Genomic DNA, 15,971 nt, shown 5'->3' with positions numbered 1-15,971 from the left:
TTTTTATAATATCACATGAAGGTTTGAATTTTCATAAAATATTGTGGTATTCTTTAATTTATGTCGCAGGATTACAAAAACACTCTTAATTTACCGCAGACAGGATTCCCTATGAAGGCGAATCTTGCTGAAAGAGAGCCTGAAATTTTAAAATTCTGGAAAGAAAATAGGATATACGAGAAACTTCAGGACAAAAACAGAGCTTCTGGAGTAAGATGTTTCATTCTTCATGATGGTCCTCCTTATGCCAACGGTCATATTCACATCGGGCATGCTTTGAACAAAATTCTTAAAGACATAATTGTTAAATATCATTCCATGCTTGGACAATACTGTCCCTTTGTTCCAGGATGGGATTGTCATGGACTGCCAATTGAGCTACAGGTAGATAAATCACTGGGAAAAGCAAAGGAAAATATTGATATTTTTAAAAAACGTCAGCTCTGTAGAGAATATGCTGAGAAATTTATAAACATTCAAAGGGATGAGTTTATTCGTCTTGGAGTTTTTGGTTACTGGGAAACACCTTACATAACTATGTCAAATGACTATGAAGCTACAATTGTAAGAGAGTTTCTCACTTTTGTTAAAAATGGCTATGTTTACAGGGGTAAAAAGCCTGTTTACTGGTGTCCTTCCTGTATCACTGCACTGGCTGATGCAGAAGTTGAGTATGCTGAGAAAGAGTCTCCTTCAGTGTTTGTAATCTTTGAAGTGATTGATAAAGAGAAATTACCAGTTAAAGATTTGCCAATATACATTGTTATATGGACAACAACTCCTTGGACCCTTCCTGCAAATTTTGCTCTGGCAGTTCATCCAGATTTTGATTATGTGGGAGTAAAAAGCTCAAAAGGTGTGCTTATAATTGTTAAAGAAGCAATCAGGAATTTAAAAGACAAAATTGAAATAGATGAAACACCTCTGTTTGAGATTAAGGGTAAAGAGCTTGAAGGAATAAAAGCAAAACATCCCTTTATAGATAGAGTCTCAAAGGTTGTGGTTGCTGATTTTGTTGAAACAGCAGAAGGCACAGGAGTGGTTCACATTGCACCAGGACATGGTGAAGAGGACTATGAAGTTGGCTTAAAATATGGGCTTGAAATTTATGCTCCTGTTGATGATAGAGGAAGATTCACAGAGGATGTGCCTTACTTTGCTGGGGAGAATGTTTTTAAAGCGAATAAAGCAATAATAGAACACATGAAGGAAACTGGCTCATTACTCTGGCATGGTAGTATAAAGCATTCTTATCCCCATTGCTGGAGATGTAAAAAACCAATTATTTTCAGGGCAACAACTCAGTGGTTTATTTCAATGAGTCATGGAGAGCTTCGTAAGCGGGCTCTTGCTGAGGTAGACAAAGTAAGATGGATTCCTTCATGGGGAAGAGATAGAATATTTTCAATGATTGAGAGAAGACCAGACTGGTGTCTTTCTCGCCAGAGAACATGGGGTGTTCCGATTACATTATTTGTCTGTAAAAAATGCGGATATATAGTAAATGATGAAAATTTATTTAATAAAATCTGTAGTCTTGTTGAAGCAGAAGGCTCTGATGTGTGGTTTAAGCTCAATCTTGAAGATTTAATTCCCGGGTATAGCTGTCCAGAATGTGGCTCAAAGGATTTTCAAAAAGAAAAAGACATTCTTGATGTATGGTTTGACTCCGGAGTAAGTCATGCAGCAGTGCTTGAGAGAGACCCGAGGCTAAGCTGGCCTGCTGACATGTATCTTGAAGGAAGTGATCAACACAGGGGATGGTTTCAGAGCTCGTTAATTGCTTCACTGGGCAACAAAGGAAGAGCGCCGTATAAGATTGTTCTTACTCATGGATTTACAGTTGATGGACAGGGAAGAAAGATGTCCAAATCTCTGGGAAATGTAATAGCTCCACAGGAAATTATAAAGAGTAACGGAGCTGATATTGTAAGATTATGGGTTTCAGCAGAAGATTATAGAGATGACATAAAGCTTTCTCAGGAAATTCTTTCAAGACTTACAGAGGCTTACAGAAAAATAAGAAACACATTGAGATATCTTTTAGGAAATATCTATGACTACGATGGTAAAGACTATTCAGACTGTCTTCTTGAGATAGACAGATGGGCAATGATGAGGCTTCAAAAACTGATTACAAAGGTAAAGGCTGCTTATGAAAATTTTGAGTTTCATCAGGTTTTCCATGCAGTTTATAACTTCTGCGTTACTGACATGAGCGCCTTTTATCTTGACATTTTAAAGGACAGGCTCTATACATTTAAATCTGACTCACAGGAAAGAAGAGCTGCACAATGGGTCTTATACAACATTGCTGACTCTTTAATTAAATTAATTGCTCCAATTCTTTCATTTACAGCAGAAGAGGCATGGCAACATCTTCCTTACAGGAAAACAGAAAGTGTATTTTTAGAAAAAATGCCTGATGTTCAGGAAAATTTCATAGATGAAGAGCTTCAATTTAAGTGGGAAAAACTGATTGAGATAAGGGATGAGGTTAATAGAGCACTGGAGATAAAAAGACAGGAAAAATTAATAGGAAACTCTCTTGAGGCAAAGGTAGTGCTATCTGTTAATGAAAAATTAAAGAGTTTTTTAGAACCTTACTATGAGTTTTTACCAGCTTTATTTATTGTCTCCCAGGTACAACTCGTAGAGTCTCAGGACACTGAATTTACCGTTACGATAGAGAAAGCTGAAGGAGCTAAATGTCAGCGTTGCTGGAATTATTCTGCTATGGTTGGAAAACTTGAAATTCCTGATGTATGTCCAAGATGTTATCATGTCCTTAAAATTTCATAAATCATTGATTTTGATTTTTCTTGTTGTTTTCTTTGATCAGCTTACAAAGTATCTTGCTATTGAGTTTTTAGCTCCCCATGGAGTAATCAAGCTTTTACCTTTTTTTAATCTTGTTTATGTTGAAAACACAGGCACAGCCTTTGGAATGTTCAAATTTTTAGGTGCAGGATTTTTTATCGTAATTGCTTTATTTGCTACATTATTTCTTATTTATATGTATTTCAAGGATCCTCAGAACTGGTTGATTTATTCACTTATAATTGCAGGCGCCTTAGGAAATATTATTGACAGGCTTATTTATGGTTATGTTATAGACTTCATAGATCTTCATCTGAAAAATCTTCACTGGCCAGCTTTTAATGTGGCGGATTCAGCTATAAGCATAGGAATTGTGCTTTTTGTCTACAAGAGCCTGAAAAAATGAGGATTTTTACATACTCAGAGGAAGAAACAAAAATCCTGGGTAAAATGCTCGGAAGTTTTGCGCAGAAACAGGGAATAAAAGTCATAGCTCTTTATGGAGAGATGGGAGCAGGTAAAACTATTTTGACAAAAGGGATTGCTTCATCATTTGGAATAGAGGAAAAAGATATAGCAAGCTCAAGTTTTGTAATAGTGTCACACTATCCTGAAGCAGACTTCTGTCATATTGACCTTTACAGGCTTGACAATGTCAAAAATGAAGATATTGATTTATGGGAGTATTTTGAAGTTTGCACCTGTGTGATAGAGTGGGCTCAGAGACTCAGTGATTTGCCTGAAAATGCTTTAAAGATTAAAATAGATTTAGTTGATGAGACAACAAGAGTTTTTGAGATGGAGATTTAAATGTTTAAAAAGCTTTCAATTCTTTACAAAGAAAATGATAATTCAGCCATTGAAACAGCTATTAAAGTTCAGGATTGGCTGAAAAATAGAAGTGCTGAATGTATAGTTTTCCATTCTATTGGATTTTTTTCCAGTTTTAATCATTCCGAGATAATGGCAATTCAAAGCTCTGATGCAGTTGTTGTTCTTGGTGGAGATGGAACAATGCTCAGTGCTTCCAGACTTATTGGAGGGAAAAAAATTCCAATAATTGGAATAAACATGGGAAAGCTTGGATTTATAACAGAGATTCCAAGAGCTGATTTATTTAATTGCCTGGAGCAGATATTTTCAGGAGATTATGAGATAGAAGAAAGAAGCATGATAAATGCTCAGGTTCTGAGAGATGAAAAGATAGTTAATGAGTATCTTGGACTTAATGACATTGTCATTGGTAAAGGTATAATGGCAAAGATTTCAGACTTTGATTTAATTATAAACAATGTATATGTTTCCACAATAAAGGCTGATGGAATAATAATTTCTACACCAACAGGTTCAACAGCCTATAATCTCTCAGCAGGAGGTCCTATTCTGTATCCCACATTAAAAGGTTTAGTATTCACCACAATATGTCCCCATACACTGACTGTTAGACCTATTGTTCTGCCAGATGATTTTGTAATTGATGTGGTGATTTCTTCGCACGCGAGAGACATATTTTTAACAGTGGATGGACAGATTGGTTTTCCTTTGCAGAAAAATGATAAAGTTAGATGCAGGATAGCTGATGAAAAAACCTATCTTATTGCACCTTCTGGTAGAGATTACTTCAGAGTTTTAAGAGAGAAGCTGAGATGGGGCGAAAGATAGACAATATAGTTGATATCCTGAATTTTTGTAAAAGTCTTGGTTTTAAAGATCTGCCAGGGCAGTTTGTTCAATCGTTGCTGGAGCAGTTTTCTGAAGGAGCATTTCCCGCAAACTATGATGAATCTTCAGAATATGCGCAGTTATCCATCGAGAAATTGAATGAAGAAATAAGACAATGTAAAAAATGTCCTTTGAGCAATTCAAGAAAAAATCCTGTATGTGGGGAAGGTAGTATTAATGCAAAACTAATGTTTGTTGGTGAAGCACCAGGTGTGGAGGAGGATTTGCAGGGCAGTCCTTTTGTTGGTGAGGCAGGTAAAGTTTTAACAAGCCTTATAGAAAAAATGGGATTTAACAGAAAAGATGTTTATATAACCAATACTGTAAAATGTCATCCTCCAATGAATAGAGATCCTTTAGAAAGTGAAGTTTTCGAGTGTTTTGATTATTTAAGAAGAGAGATAGAGATAGTTTCTCCTCAAGTAATTATGTGTCTTGGCAGAGTAGCAACCTATACATTAATGGGGATGCATGGGAAACTAAAGGATTTGCATATATCCAGAATAAGAGGGAGAGTTTTCTTTTATAATCAAATTCCTGTTATACCTACATTTCATCCAGCTTATTTACTTAGAAACAGAAAAGATAAATGGCTAACATGGCAGGATGCACAGGAAGCTCTAAGGAGGATTAGATGAAAGTTTTATGGGCACCATGGAGAATTGAATACATACTTGGACAGAAAGAAAAGGGATGCATATTCTGTGACAAACCAAAAGAAGACAGAGACAGAGATAACCTGATTCTTTACAGAGGCAAGCTTTCTTTTATTATTATGAATAAATACCCCTACAGCTCAGGACATCTTATGGTTGTTCCGTACAGACATGTGCACAGTCTTGAAGAACTGAACACAGAGGAACTCACAGAGTGCATGATTCTTACAGTTAAGTGTTTGAAATGTCTTAAAAAGGTAATGCATCCTGATGGATTTAATATAGGACTCAATATAGGAGTTGTTGCCTCTGCAAGCATTGATGAGCATCTTCACTGGCACATCGTTCCCAGATGGGCAGGAGATGTGGGATTTATGACTATACTTGAGGATGTGCGGGTCGTTCCAGAGCATATCCTCGTAACCTATGACAAACTCTATCCATGTTTTAAGGAGGAAGAATAAATGCAGATAGAAGACAAAATCAGAAAAGCCTATGAAGATTCAATCAGGGTTAAGGAGCAGTTTTTCAGAGAAAATATAAATCTGATTAAAGAAGTTGCTGAAATTATCGCAAAAACTCTTAATGAAGGCAGTAAAATTTTAATCTTTGGCAATGGTGGAAGTGCTACAGATGCCTCCCACATTGCTGCAGAGTTTGTTAACAGATTTAAAAGAGAAAGGCCAGGACTTCCAGCAATTGCTTTAAACACAGACATGGCTGTAATTACAGCAATAGCTAATGATTATGATTACTCTGAGATTTTTGCAAAGCAGATTAAAGCATTGGGAAACTCCGGGGATATAGCAATCGGAATAAGCACATCTGGCTCATCAAGGAATGTTATTAAAGCAGTTGAGATAGCTAAAAAAAGAGGGCTTAAGACGATTGCCTTTACAAGCATAAGAGGTGAAAAACTGATTTCAAAAGTTGATTACGCTTTTGCTGTTCCGTCAGAGGATACTCCAAGAATTCAGGAAACCCATATCACACTTGGTCACATTCTGTGCGAACTTGTAGAAGATATACTATTTGAGCTTCCAGCAACTAAAAAAAAGATGAAATAATGGTAGTTATAGGTATTGACCCTGGTAGCAGACATTTTGGCTATGGAATAGTGGATACTTCAACCACCTTCGGTGATTCAAAGTTCAAAGTTCAAAGTTCAAAGTTTAGTCAGATAAGATTAATTCATGCTGACACCATAAATATTTCTCACAATTTAAGCCTACCAGACAGGCTTAAGTTTATCTATGAATCCTTATTACAGGTGATTGAAAAATACAGTCCCTATGAGATGGCTGTAGAGAAAATATTTGCAGGGAAAAAAATTCCTTCTTCCTTTATTCTCGGATATACAAGGGCAATAGCTTTTTTAGTGGCAGCGCAAAAAAATATATCTGTTTATGAATACGGCTCTACAGAAATAAAAAAAGCTCTTACCGGATATGGAAGGGCTCATAAAATCCAGGTTAAAAGCATGGTTTATAATTTATTAAATATTGATAAAAAAATTTCCTATGACTGTGCTGATGCTCTGGCTGTAGCAATATGCCATATTCACTCAAGAAAGCTTTTAAAAGTGTTAAAATAAATAAATGCTTGACTTTATAAAAGGTAAAGCCGTTACTGTTAAACCTGACAGAGTTGTTATTCAAACAGGCGGTCTTGGTTATTCAGTAAAAATACCGGTTAGAATTGCCAGATACATCAACACAGGCGAGGAAATTCAGATTTACACTTCTTTGATTTTAAAGGAAGAGCTTATAGAGGTTTACGGATTTTTAGATAGCTCTGAAAGGGATCTCTTTGAAGAATTGATAAAAATTTCTGGTATTGGTCCAAAAATGGCAATAAACATTCTTTCAACTTATGATAAAGAAACTCTCTATAAAACCATTGAGCAGGAAGACATAAAATCACTGAGCAAGATTCCAGGAGTTGGTAAAAAAACCGCTCAGCGAATTTTTCTTGAATTGAAAGGAGTCTTGCCTTCTTTAAAATATGAAAAAGATCAGAAATATGAAGATGTTTTATCAGCTCTGGTAAATCTTGGATACAGGAGGCTACAGGCAAAGGAAGTTCTTGATAAAATTTATGATAGTGAAAAAGACGAAGCAACAATAATCAGAGAGTCCTTGAGCATCTTAGCAGGAAAAGATGGAAAATAATGAAATTTTAGATATAACACTCAGACCAAGAACATTAAAAGAATTCATAGGTCAGAAAAAAATCAAAGACAATATTGAAGTTTTTATTAAAGCAGCTCTTATAAGGCAGGAACCTCTTGATCATGTTCTTTTCTGCGGTCCTCCAGGACTTGGAAAAACAACTCTTGCAACAGTGATAGCAAATGAACTGGGTGTTAACATTAAAAGCACATCCGGTCCTGTTCTTGAAAGAGCAGGGGATGTTGCGGCAATTCTTACAAATCTCTCTGACAGAGACATTTTATTTATTGACGAGATTCACAGACTTCCAAGAGTTGTTGAGGAAATACTGTATCCTGCAATGGAAGACTTCACCCTTGATATAATTGTTGGTCAGGGGCCTTCTGCTCGTTCAATAAAGATAAATCTTCCAAGATTCACACTTATTGGAGCTACGACAAGGACAGGCTTGATTACATCTCCTTTGAGAGACAGATTTGGTGTTGTATTCAGACTTGAGTTTTATACTCCTGAGGAGCTTAAAGAGATTGTAAAAAGATCAGCAAGAATTCTGGGAATTTCCATAAATGAAGATGCTGCAATGGAGATTGCAAGAAGGTCTCGTGGAACTCCGAGAGTGGCGAACAGACTACTTAAAAGAATAAGAGATTTTGCACAGGTTCAGGATAAAGAAATAATAGATTTAAATATAGCAAAAGAGGCTCTTACGGCAATGGATGTTGATAATTACGGACTTGACGAGATGGATAGAAAGATTCTGTTAACAATAATTGAAAAATTCAATGGTGGTCCTGCTGGTATTGAATCAATCGCAGCTTCCCTCAGAGAAGACAAGGATACAATTGAAGATGTTTATGAGCCCTATTTAATGCAGGAAGGCTTTATTGAGAGAACAGCAAGAGGTAGAGTGGCTACTCGCCTTGCCTATGAGGTTTTGCAAAAAAACCCTCCTGAGAGGTTGTTTTAATGAAAATATTACTTCATACATGCTGTAGCAATTGTGCTATTTATCCAGTAGAAGTTCTTACAAACAAGGGATTTGATATAACTCTATTCTGGTATAATCCCAATATTCATCCATACACTGAATACAGAGCAAGAATGGATTCTTTAAAAAAACTTGAACAACTCTGGAATCTTAAAGTAATTTATGATGACAGTTACAAAGAATTTTACAAGTTCTTAAGGGCTGTGGTAGGAAAAGAAAAAGAAAGATGCGAAATATGTTACAGAATGAGGCTTGAAAGAGCTGCTCAAAAAGCCAGGGAGACAGGAATTGATAAATTTACAACCACTTTGCTGGTAAGTCCTTATCAAAAATTTGATAAAATAATAAAAGTTGGAGATGAAATAGGTAAGAAACTCGGCGTTAATTTTATTTCTGAGGACTTTAGAGAAGGATTTAAAAAGGCAATGAAAACTGCAGTAGCTCTTGAACTTTACAGGCAAAAATATTGTGGATGCATATATTCCGAGGCTGAAAGATATTTAAAAAGGATAGATTATGAATGAAATTGGAAAGTTTTTAATTCTTGTTGGAATAATAACAGCTGTAATAGGTTTAATTCTGATGCTGGCTGGGAAAATTCCTTTTATTGGTAGACTTCCTGGTGATATTGTAATTGAGAAAAGAAACTTTGTATTTTATTTTCCTTTAGGTACATCAATACTTTTAAGCATCATCCTAAGTCTGATATTTTACCTTTTAAGTAAAAGATGAGCATGAGGAGAGTAATTTTATCAATTCTGATTACTTTGCTTATTAGTGTGCAGGTCTATGGAATGGACAAAAATGACAATTCCTTTATAAGAGTGCTTATAGGAGATAGAAGACCTACTTCGAATGATTTAAAAAAAATAAAAAAGGTTGCCGCAAAAACAATTATAGATGGTTCAACTTATTCTGGAGAAATTGAGATATGGAAGGGCTCGGAAGGATATTTTCTGATAAATGTTGTTCAGCTTGAAGATTATGTAAAGGGAGTTGTTTCATCAGAAGTGGGGATTGACTGGCCAGAGGAGGCTCTTAAAGCTCAGGCTGTTCTGGCAAGAACCTATGCTGTGGCACACATTATTAGAAACAGAACGAGAAATTTTTACGATGTTACATCTTCAGTGTTTCATCAGGTTTACAGAGAAGATGAAAGAAAAGAAAAAGTGGAAAAAGCTGTTAATGAGACAAGGGGACAGATACTTACCTATCAGGGCGAACCTATAATGGCATTTTATCATGCCTGTAGTGTAGGACGCACTGAAGAGCCAGAAGAAGTTTTTGGGAAAAAATATCCATATTTAGCCTCTGTAGAAGTTCCATCAACACCATCACCCTATACTATATGGGAAAAAGAGATTTCTTTTGATGTTCTAAAAAAAGCCTTATCAATGGAGAAAATATCAGACGTTAAAATATTGAGTTACACTATTACTGGAAGGGTAAAGGAACTTGAGTTCAGTGATGGAAAAAATAAAAAAACAATAAAAGCAACTGAGTTAAGACGACTTCTTCACTGGACAGCACTTCCGAGCACAATGATTAAATCTATAAGAGTTCAGGAGGACGGGGTGATTTTTGAAGGAAGCGGATACGGTCATGGAGTTGGGATGTGTCAGTGGTGTGCTTTTCAGATGGCACAGGAAGGAAAAAATTATAAAGAAATACTTCAGTATTTCTATCCTGGAACAGAGATAACCAAAATTAATGAAAATAACTGAGCTTGACTATCCATTGCCCCAAGATTTAATTGCTCAGAAACCTCTATCAGAAAGAGACAGAGCTCGCATGCTTGTCCTCAATAAACAAACAGGACAGATAGAGCATAAAATTTTTTCTGAAATCGTAGATTATTTTTATGAAGGTGATATGCTGATTGTTAACAATACAAAGGTTATTCCAGCAAGACTTATCGGTAAAAAAACAACAGGAGGAAAGATTGAAATCCTTCTCATCAGACAAAAGGAAGCCTCATCTAAGAATGTTGTATGGGAAGTAATGACAAAGGGAAGATATGAAGGAGAAGTTTTCATTGATGAAATTAAAGCCGAAATCAGAACTAATTGTGATGGAAAACAGATTATTTTCAGGATGACTCCTCAGGAGGTAAAAAAACTTATAGATGAAAAAGGTTTTATGCCTTTACCACCATACATTAAAAGAAAACCTGAGGAGTCTGACAGAAAACATTATCAAACAGTCTATGCAAAGGCGAATGGTTCTATAGCTGCACCTACTGCAGGGCTTCACTTTACAGAGGAACTTCTTGAAAATATAGCAAAAAAAGGAGTTAAATTAAGGGAGATAACTCTTCATGTGGGTGTGGGAACTTTTAAACCGATTAAAGTGGAAAATTTAAAGGAACATACGATGGAGTCTGAATATTTTGAAATAGAAAGAGCTTTATTAGAAGAAATATATGAAGTTAAAAAAAAAGGGAAAAAAATCTTTTCCGTTGGCACCACAACAACGAGAGCACTGGAAGGTTATGCTTCAGAGAGGTATGAAGATATGGGTTCTGATGAGCAAAAAGTAAGAGGCAGGACTGATATTTTTATTTATCCGGGATATAGTTTTAAGATTGTGGATGCACTAATTACAAACTTTCATTTACCAAAGTCAACTCCTCTTGCATTGGTTTGTGCTTTTTGCGGTCTTGAGATGGTTAAAAAAGCATACATGGAAGCCATAGAAAAAGGGTATAGATTTTTTTCATATGGTGATGCTATGTTAATCATATGAAACAAAAAGGTGAGGAGCTTTTAGTGATAAACAAAAAAATCTTTTTCTTGATATTATTCGGAATTGCTCTGGCAGGAATTGCAGTGGGTTATACCATTGGATATATTACAACTCCTGTAAAGGAGGTATATGTTAGCAGAACTGAAGATTCTGAAAAAACTGTGTTATCAACAACTGTAGGAACAGCTTTTGCAAAAAAACAAGAATCTTCTACCCCAAAACCTGAAATTAAGCAAGAACAAGCTCAGCAAAGTGATGAAAAAAATAAAGTTGAACCAGAGATTGAAATAGCACAAAATACAGTGAAGAATAAAGTGCAAAATACAGTGCAGACTAAACAGGCTGAGACAAAGACTCAAACGCAAGCTTCAGAACAAAAGCTTAAAAAGCAGGATTTTGAAAAACCTGTAAAGCCAATTAAATATAAAACTCATAAACAGATTTTTTATACAATTCAGCTTGGCGCTTTCTCAGATATGGTAAATGTTCAAACTTTACAGAAAAGACTTAAAGAAGCAGGTTATGATAGCTTTCTTGTAAAAGAGGATTTGTATAAATTGAGAATAGGTAAATACAAAAAATTTTCTCAGGCTAAAAAGGTTTCACAGGAATTGCATTCCAAAGGATTTGAAAATTTTATACTTAAAATAGGTTATAAAGGAGGCAAACCATAGCACGCATATTAGAGCTTGATGAAGAAAGAGAATATCCCTTCATTCATGGAGGTCTGGATAAAATATTCACACTTATAGAAGAGGCATTGAACGTTACTTTAAGCATCAGAGGAAATAAACTTATTATTCAGGGTGAGAATGAAGGGGATATTGAAAGAGCTGAAAAAATAATAGACGATATAAGAGCTGTTAATAGAGAAGGTTATATAATTAAACCAGAAGACATCATGCATTCTCTTCAGGGGCTTAAAGAAGGTAAGCCTGTCTCTATAGTAAGTCTTTTCAAAGGCGGAATTCCTGTTCCCTCCAAAAAAAGAGTTATTATTCCAAAAACACCAACTCAAAAAGAATATATGGAAGCAATGCTAAAGTATGATATTGTCTTTGGAATAGGACCTGCTGGAACAGGAAAAACCTATCTTGCCATGGCAATGGCAATTCATTTTTTGCTTACAAGGCAAGTATCAAGAATAGTGCTTGTAAGACCAGCTGTTGAAGCAGGAGAAAAACTGGGATTTCTACCAGGAGCAATTGAGGAAAAGGTAAGCCCTTATCTAAGACCCTTGTATGATGCTCTTTATGACATGCTTGATCTTGACAGAGCATCAAAACTCATTGAAAAAGGTGCTATTGAAATAGCACCTCTTGCTTTTATGAGAGGAAGAACTCTTAATGATTCTTTTATTATTCTTGACGAAGCTCAGAATACAACAACAGAGCAGATGAAGATGTATCTTACAAGACTTGGCTTTGGTTCAAAAACCGTGATAACAGGAGATATTACCCAGATAGACCTTCCACCTCAGAAAGTATCAGGATTGGTAGAAGCATTAAAGATTCTGAAAGACATAGAAGGAATTAAGATTATATATTTCACTGAAAAAGATGTGGTAAGACATAAACTTGTTCAGGAAATCATAAAAGCCTATGAAAAACATGAAAGACACTCCTCAGCTTAAGCCTGTTACTCCAGATAGGTCTTACTTGAGAAAATTTATTGAAAAATTTAAAACTTCCCAGAATGGGAAAGAGAGAAAAAAATTTATTGAAAAAGATTTATTGCCTTTCCTTATTGTTCTGTCAGCTTTAAATGCCTTTTTACTTCATGATTTTCAATCAGGAACTACTCTTTTTGGAAGTTTTATTGTTATTTTCCTTCTCATTGTTTTTTTCTATAGAGACCTTCTCAGGTACAAACCTGCTTATCTTAAGAAAAAGAAGATGAAAGCTTTGCTTGTAAGTCTTATGATTTTTACATTAATTTCTGCAAGAATATTTGACCATATATTTTCAGTATTTTCCAGAGGGCTGGGAGTTGATGGTATGGTTATTCACACCTTCGGGATACCCTTTGCAATAGGACCTGCACTGGTAGTTTTAATATTTGACTTTCATACTGCTATAACTTTTTCTTTGATTCTTAGCCTTATGTCTGGAATATGGTTGAAAACTTCTTTAATACCTCTTTATGTTTTTATTGGTTGTCTTATTGGAGCATTCAGCCTTCTTAGATGTAAAAAAAGAACTGACATAATAAATGCAGGAATATACATAGCAATGGCTAATATAGTTAGTTCAATTGCTGTTCTTCTTATAATGGGAGATTTTAGTTTTCCTTCAGTTTATTTTTCCTCAGTTTTTTCAGTTATTAATGGATTAACTGTATCAGCGCTGTGTTTTCTCTGCCTGCCTGTTATAGAAAGATTTTTTAATGTAACCACTCCTTTAAGTCTTATTGAGTTGCTTGATATTGACCATCCATTGATGAAACAACTTTCAGTTGAAGCACCTGGAACTTATCATCACAGTATGATAGTTGGTTCTCTTGCAGAGGCTGCAAGTGAAGTTGTGGGAGTTAATCCTCTGCTGGCAAAAGTTGCTTCTTATTACCATGATATAGGCAAAATAAGAATGCCAGAGTATTTTGTGGAGAATCAGACAGGATGTATAAGCAAACATGAAAAACTCAATCCTCATTTAAGTAGCATGATCATAATTTCCCATGTAAAGGACGGAGTTGAGCTTGCAGAAGAGTATAATCTACCTGAAATTATAAAAGATGTAATCCAGCAACATCATGGAACTGCTCTTGTTACTTATTTTTATCAAAAAGCTTTAAAAGAGATGGAAAATCCTCCCCAAGAACAGGATTATAGATATCCAGGACCAAAACCACAAACAAAACTGGCAGCTTTAGTAATGCTTGCAGATGCAGTTGAGGCAGCTTCAAGAACTCTTGATGATCCAACTCCGGCGAGAATTTCAGGACTTGTAGATAAAATCATAAAAAACATATTTCTTGATGGGCAGCTTGATGAATGTGAAATCACTTTAAAAGACTTAAGTGAGATAAAAAAGAAGTTTGAATACATCCTTACAGGAATATTCCACAGAAGAATTTCCTATCCAGAACCTCTGAGAGCAAAGAATGTATGAGAGTTATTGTTGAAGTTATTAACAGGCAAAGAAAATTTAGAGTTTCAACGAAAAAGCTGAAGCAGAGCACTCAAAAAGTTCTTAAATTTCTATATGAAAATAAAAATAAAAACCTGCTAAAAATAGTAGGAAAAAATTCAGCTTCTCTTACAGTTTCAATAGTAGTTGTTGGAAACAGAAAAATGAAGGAGCTTAATTTTAAATACAGGGGTAAAAATTCTACCACTGATGTTCTTTCTTTCCCTTATTTAGTCAAAGAGCCTTCAGACAGTCTATTCCTCGGAGAAATCATAGTTGATCCTGAAAAAGTTTCATCTCAGGCAAAACAATACAGTGTTAAATTTTCACAGGAACTTGAGAGAATTTTGGTTCATGGCATCCTTCATCTCATAGGCTATGACCATGAACGCTCAGCCTATGAAGCAAGAAGAATGCGTAAACTTGAAGAAAAAATTTTAATATATCTACAATCCTAACTCTTCTGGTGTTCCAATTCTTCCAAGCACACCACTTGCCGCAGCCACTGCTGGAGAGCTTAAATAAACCTCACTTTCTGGATGTCCCATTCTTCCCACAAAGTTTCTGTTCGTGGTAGCTATTGCTCTTTCTCCCTTTGCAAGAATTCCCATGTGCCCTCCAAGACAGGGTCCACATGTGGGAGGAGAAACAACAGCCTGAGCTTCTATGAATATTTCTATTAATCCCTCCTTCAGGGCTTCCATATAGATCCTTTGAGTTGCTGGTATTATTATCATTCTTACTTCAGGATGCAGTTTTCTTCCTCTGAGTACAGTTGCAGCTTCCCTTAAGTCTTCAAGCCGTCCATTGGTGCAGGAGCCAATTACAACCTGATCAATTTTTATGTGGGTTAGTTCCTGTGCTGGTTTTACATTTGATGGAAGATGAGGGCAGGCAACCATTGGTGGAATCTTTGAGCAATCATACTCTTTTATGTCTGCATACATAGCATCTGGGTCTGAAGTGTAAAATTTATAAGATCTTTTTGCTCTCTCTTTTACATATTCTTCTGTAATTCTATCAGGCACGATAATTCCAGCCTTTGCACCTGCTTCAATTGCCATATTGCACATTGTAAATCTTCCAGCCATTGGCAGTCTATCAATTACTTCTCCAGTGAATTCCATTGCCATGTAAGATGCTCCATCAACTCCAATGTCTCCAATTGTATAAAGAATTAAATCTTTTCCACCTACCCATCTTTGTAGATTTCCATAGTATATGAATTTTATTGTTTCTGGCACTTTAAACCAGCATTCACCTGTTGCCATAGCTATGGCTGCATCTGTGGAGCCAACACCTGTTGCAAAAGCACCCAGAGCTCCATATGTGCAGGTGTGGCTGTCTGCTCCAATTACAAGGTCTCCAGGAAGCACGATTCCTTCTTCAGGTAAAAGGGCGTGCTCAATTCCAACTCTTCCAATTTCAAAGTAATGTTTTATTCTGTATTTATATGCAAAATCTCTTAACATTTTGCACTGCTCTGCAGCCTTTATGTCTTTCTGCGGAGTAAAATGATCTGGCACCAGAGCAATTTTTTCTCTATCAAATACATCTTTTACACCAAGTTTTTCAAACTCTTTTATGGCAATTGGCGCTGTGATATCATTGGCAAGGACAAGGTCAACCTTTGCATTAATTATCTCACCTGCAGAGACCTCTTTTTTTCCTGCATGCTCAGCAAGAATTTTTTCTGAAATTGTCATTCCCATGGAAAACCTCCTTATCAAATAAGGTTAAG

The 15,971-nt window shown here is 35.8% G+C and carries 19 protein-coding genes; 18 read left to right on the top strand and 1 reads right to left on the bottom strand.

What is annotated here, in order from left to right; translation table 11 throughout:
* The first annotated feature begins 111 nt into the window (after window positions 1-111).
* From ileS to ybeY, 18 genes are all read left to right on the top strand, one after another.
* Window positions 112-2,802: an isoleucine--tRNA ligase gene (gene ileS / locus V4D30_RS04085; protein WP_353684975.1), complete on the top strand. Its 2,691-nt coding sequence runs from the start codon at window positions 112-114 to the stop codon at window positions 2,800-2,802.
* A complete protein-coding gene (gene lspA, locus V4D30_RS04080) occupies window positions 2,783-3,226 on the top strand; it encodes a signal peptidase II (RefSeq protein WP_353684974.1) in 444 nt (147 codons plus the stop codon). Before ileS ends, lspA begins: the two co-directional genes overlap by 20 nt.
* Window positions 3,223-3,630 carry a tRNA (adenosine(37)-N6)-threonylcarbamoyltransferase complex ATPase subunit type 1 TsaE gene (gene tsaE, locus V4D30_RS04075; protein ID WP_353684973.1) on the top strand — a complete coding sequence of 136 codons (408 nt, stop codon included), beginning with the start codon at window positions 3,223-3,225 and terminating at the stop codon, window positions 3,628-3,630. Before lspA ends, tsaE begins: the two co-directional genes overlap by 4 nt.
* Window positions 3,631-4,482 carry an NAD(+)/NADH kinase gene (locus tag V4D30_RS04070; RefSeq protein WP_353684972.1) on the top strand — a complete coding sequence of 284 codons (852 nt, stop codon included), beginning with the start codon at window positions 3,631-3,633 and terminating at the stop codon, window positions 4,480-4,482.
* Window positions 4,467-5,180, top strand: a complete 714-nt coding sequence (locus V4D30_RS04065) for a uracil-DNA glycosylase (RefSeq protein ID WP_353684971.1) — start codon at window positions 4,467-4,469, stop codon at window positions 5,178-5,180. The genes V4D30_RS04070 and V4D30_RS04065 overlap by 16 nt, the downstream gene beginning before the upstream one ends.
* Entirely contained in the window at window positions 5,177-5,662 is a 486-nt protein-coding gene (locus V4D30_RS04060; protein WP_353684970.1) for an HIT domain-containing protein, read from the top strand. The genes V4D30_RS04065 and V4D30_RS04060 overlap by 4 nt, the downstream gene beginning before the upstream one ends.
* Window positions 5,663-6,265: a D-sedoheptulose 7-phosphate isomerase gene (locus V4D30_RS04055; protein ID WP_353684969.1), complete on the top strand. Its 603-nt coding sequence runs from the start codon at window positions 5,663-5,665 to the stop codon at window positions 6,263-6,265.
* Window positions 6,265-6,792 carry a crossover junction endodeoxyribonuclease RuvC gene (ruvC, locus tag V4D30_RS04050; RefSeq protein WP_353684968.1) on the top strand — a complete coding sequence of 176 codons (528 nt, stop codon included), beginning with the start codon at window positions 6,265-6,267 and terminating at the stop codon, window positions 6,790-6,792. Before V4D30_RS04055 ends, ruvC begins: the two co-directional genes overlap by 1 nt.
* A 4-nt stretch (window positions 6,793-6,796) precedes the next feature.
* Window positions 6,797-7,369: a Holliday junction branch migration protein RuvA gene (ruvA, locus tag V4D30_RS04045; RefSeq protein WP_353684967.1), complete on the top strand. Its 573-nt coding sequence runs from the start codon at window positions 6,797-6,799 to the stop codon at window positions 7,367-7,369.
* Window positions 7,359-8,336 (top strand): Holliday junction branch migration DNA helicase RuvB, encoded by a 978-nt coding sequence (gene ruvB / locus V4D30_RS04040; RefSeq protein WP_353684966.1) that lies wholly within the window; start codon window positions 7,359-7,361, stop codon window positions 8,334-8,336. The genes ruvA and ruvB overlap by 11 nt, the downstream gene beginning before the upstream one ends.
* A complete protein-coding gene (locus V4D30_RS04035; RefSeq protein WP_353684965.1) occupies window positions 8,336-8,881 on the top strand; it encodes an epoxyqueuosine reductase QueH in 546 nt (181 codons plus the stop codon). Before ruvB ends, V4D30_RS04035 begins: the two co-directional genes overlap by 1 nt.
* Window positions 8,874-9,089, top strand: a complete 216-nt coding sequence (locus V4D30_RS04030) for a DUF2905 domain-containing protein (protein ID WP_353684964.1) — start codon at window positions 8,874-8,876, stop codon at window positions 9,087-9,089. Before V4D30_RS04035 ends, V4D30_RS04030 begins: the two co-directional genes overlap by 8 nt.
* A 2-nt stretch (window positions 9,090-9,091) precedes the next feature.
* Window positions 9,092-10,081, top strand: a complete 990-nt coding sequence (locus V4D30_RS04025; protein ID WP_353684963.1) for a SpoIID/LytB domain-containing protein — start codon at window positions 9,092-9,094, stop codon at window positions 10,079-10,081.
* Window positions 10,068-11,102 carry a tRNA preQ1(34) S-adenosylmethionine ribosyltransferase-isomerase QueA gene (queA, locus tag V4D30_RS04020; protein ID WP_353684962.1) on the top strand — a complete coding sequence of 345 codons (1,035 nt, stop codon included), beginning with the start codon at window positions 10,068-10,070 and terminating at the stop codon, window positions 11,100-11,102. The genes V4D30_RS04025 and queA overlap by 14 nt, the downstream gene beginning before the upstream one ends.
* Window positions 11,099-11,776, top strand: a complete 678-nt coding sequence (locus V4D30_RS04015) for an SPOR domain-containing protein (RefSeq protein WP_353684961.1) — start codon at window positions 11,099-11,101, stop codon at window positions 11,774-11,776. Before queA ends, V4D30_RS04015 begins: the two co-directional genes overlap by 4 nt.
* Window positions 11,777-11,862: 86 nt before the next feature.
* A complete protein-coding gene (locus V4D30_RS04010) occupies window positions 11,863-12,735 on the top strand; it encodes a PhoH family protein (protein WP_353684960.1) in 873 nt (290 codons plus the stop codon).
* Window positions 12,704-14,212 carry an HDIG domain-containing metalloprotein gene (locus tag V4D30_RS04005; protein WP_353684959.1) on the top strand — a complete coding sequence of 503 codons (1,509 nt, stop codon included), beginning with the start codon at window positions 12,704-12,706 and terminating at the stop codon, window positions 14,210-14,212. Before V4D30_RS04010 ends, V4D30_RS04005 begins: the two co-directional genes overlap by 32 nt.
* A complete protein-coding gene (gene ybeY / locus V4D30_RS04000; RefSeq protein ID WP_353684958.1) occupies window positions 14,209-14,688 on the top strand; it encodes an rRNA maturation RNase YbeY in 480 nt (159 codons plus the stop codon). Before V4D30_RS04005 ends, ybeY begins: the two co-directional genes overlap by 4 nt.
* On the opposite strand, the gene leuC is transcribed toward ybeY, so the two are convergent.
* Window positions 14,677-15,942, bottom strand: coding sequence for a 3-isopropylmalate dehydratase large subunit (gene leuC / locus V4D30_RS03995; RefSeq protein ID WP_353684957.1), 1,266 nt, complete (start codon window positions 15,940-15,942; stop codon window positions 14,677-14,679). The two genes, ybeY and leuC, sit on opposite strands and share 12 nt — an antisense overlap.
* Window positions 15,943-15,971 lie beyond the last annotated feature (29 nt).

This window comes from Thermodesulfovibrio sp. 3907-1M, from assembly GCF_040450955.1.
Lineage (GTDB): Bacteria > Nitrospirota > Thermodesulfovibrionia > Thermodesulfovibrionales > Thermodesulfovibrionaceae > Thermodesulfovibrio > Thermodesulfovibrio autotrophicus.
The sequence above is the reverse complement of the archived record's forward strand: the minus strand, read 5'-3'. Positions and strand labels throughout refer to the sequence as shown.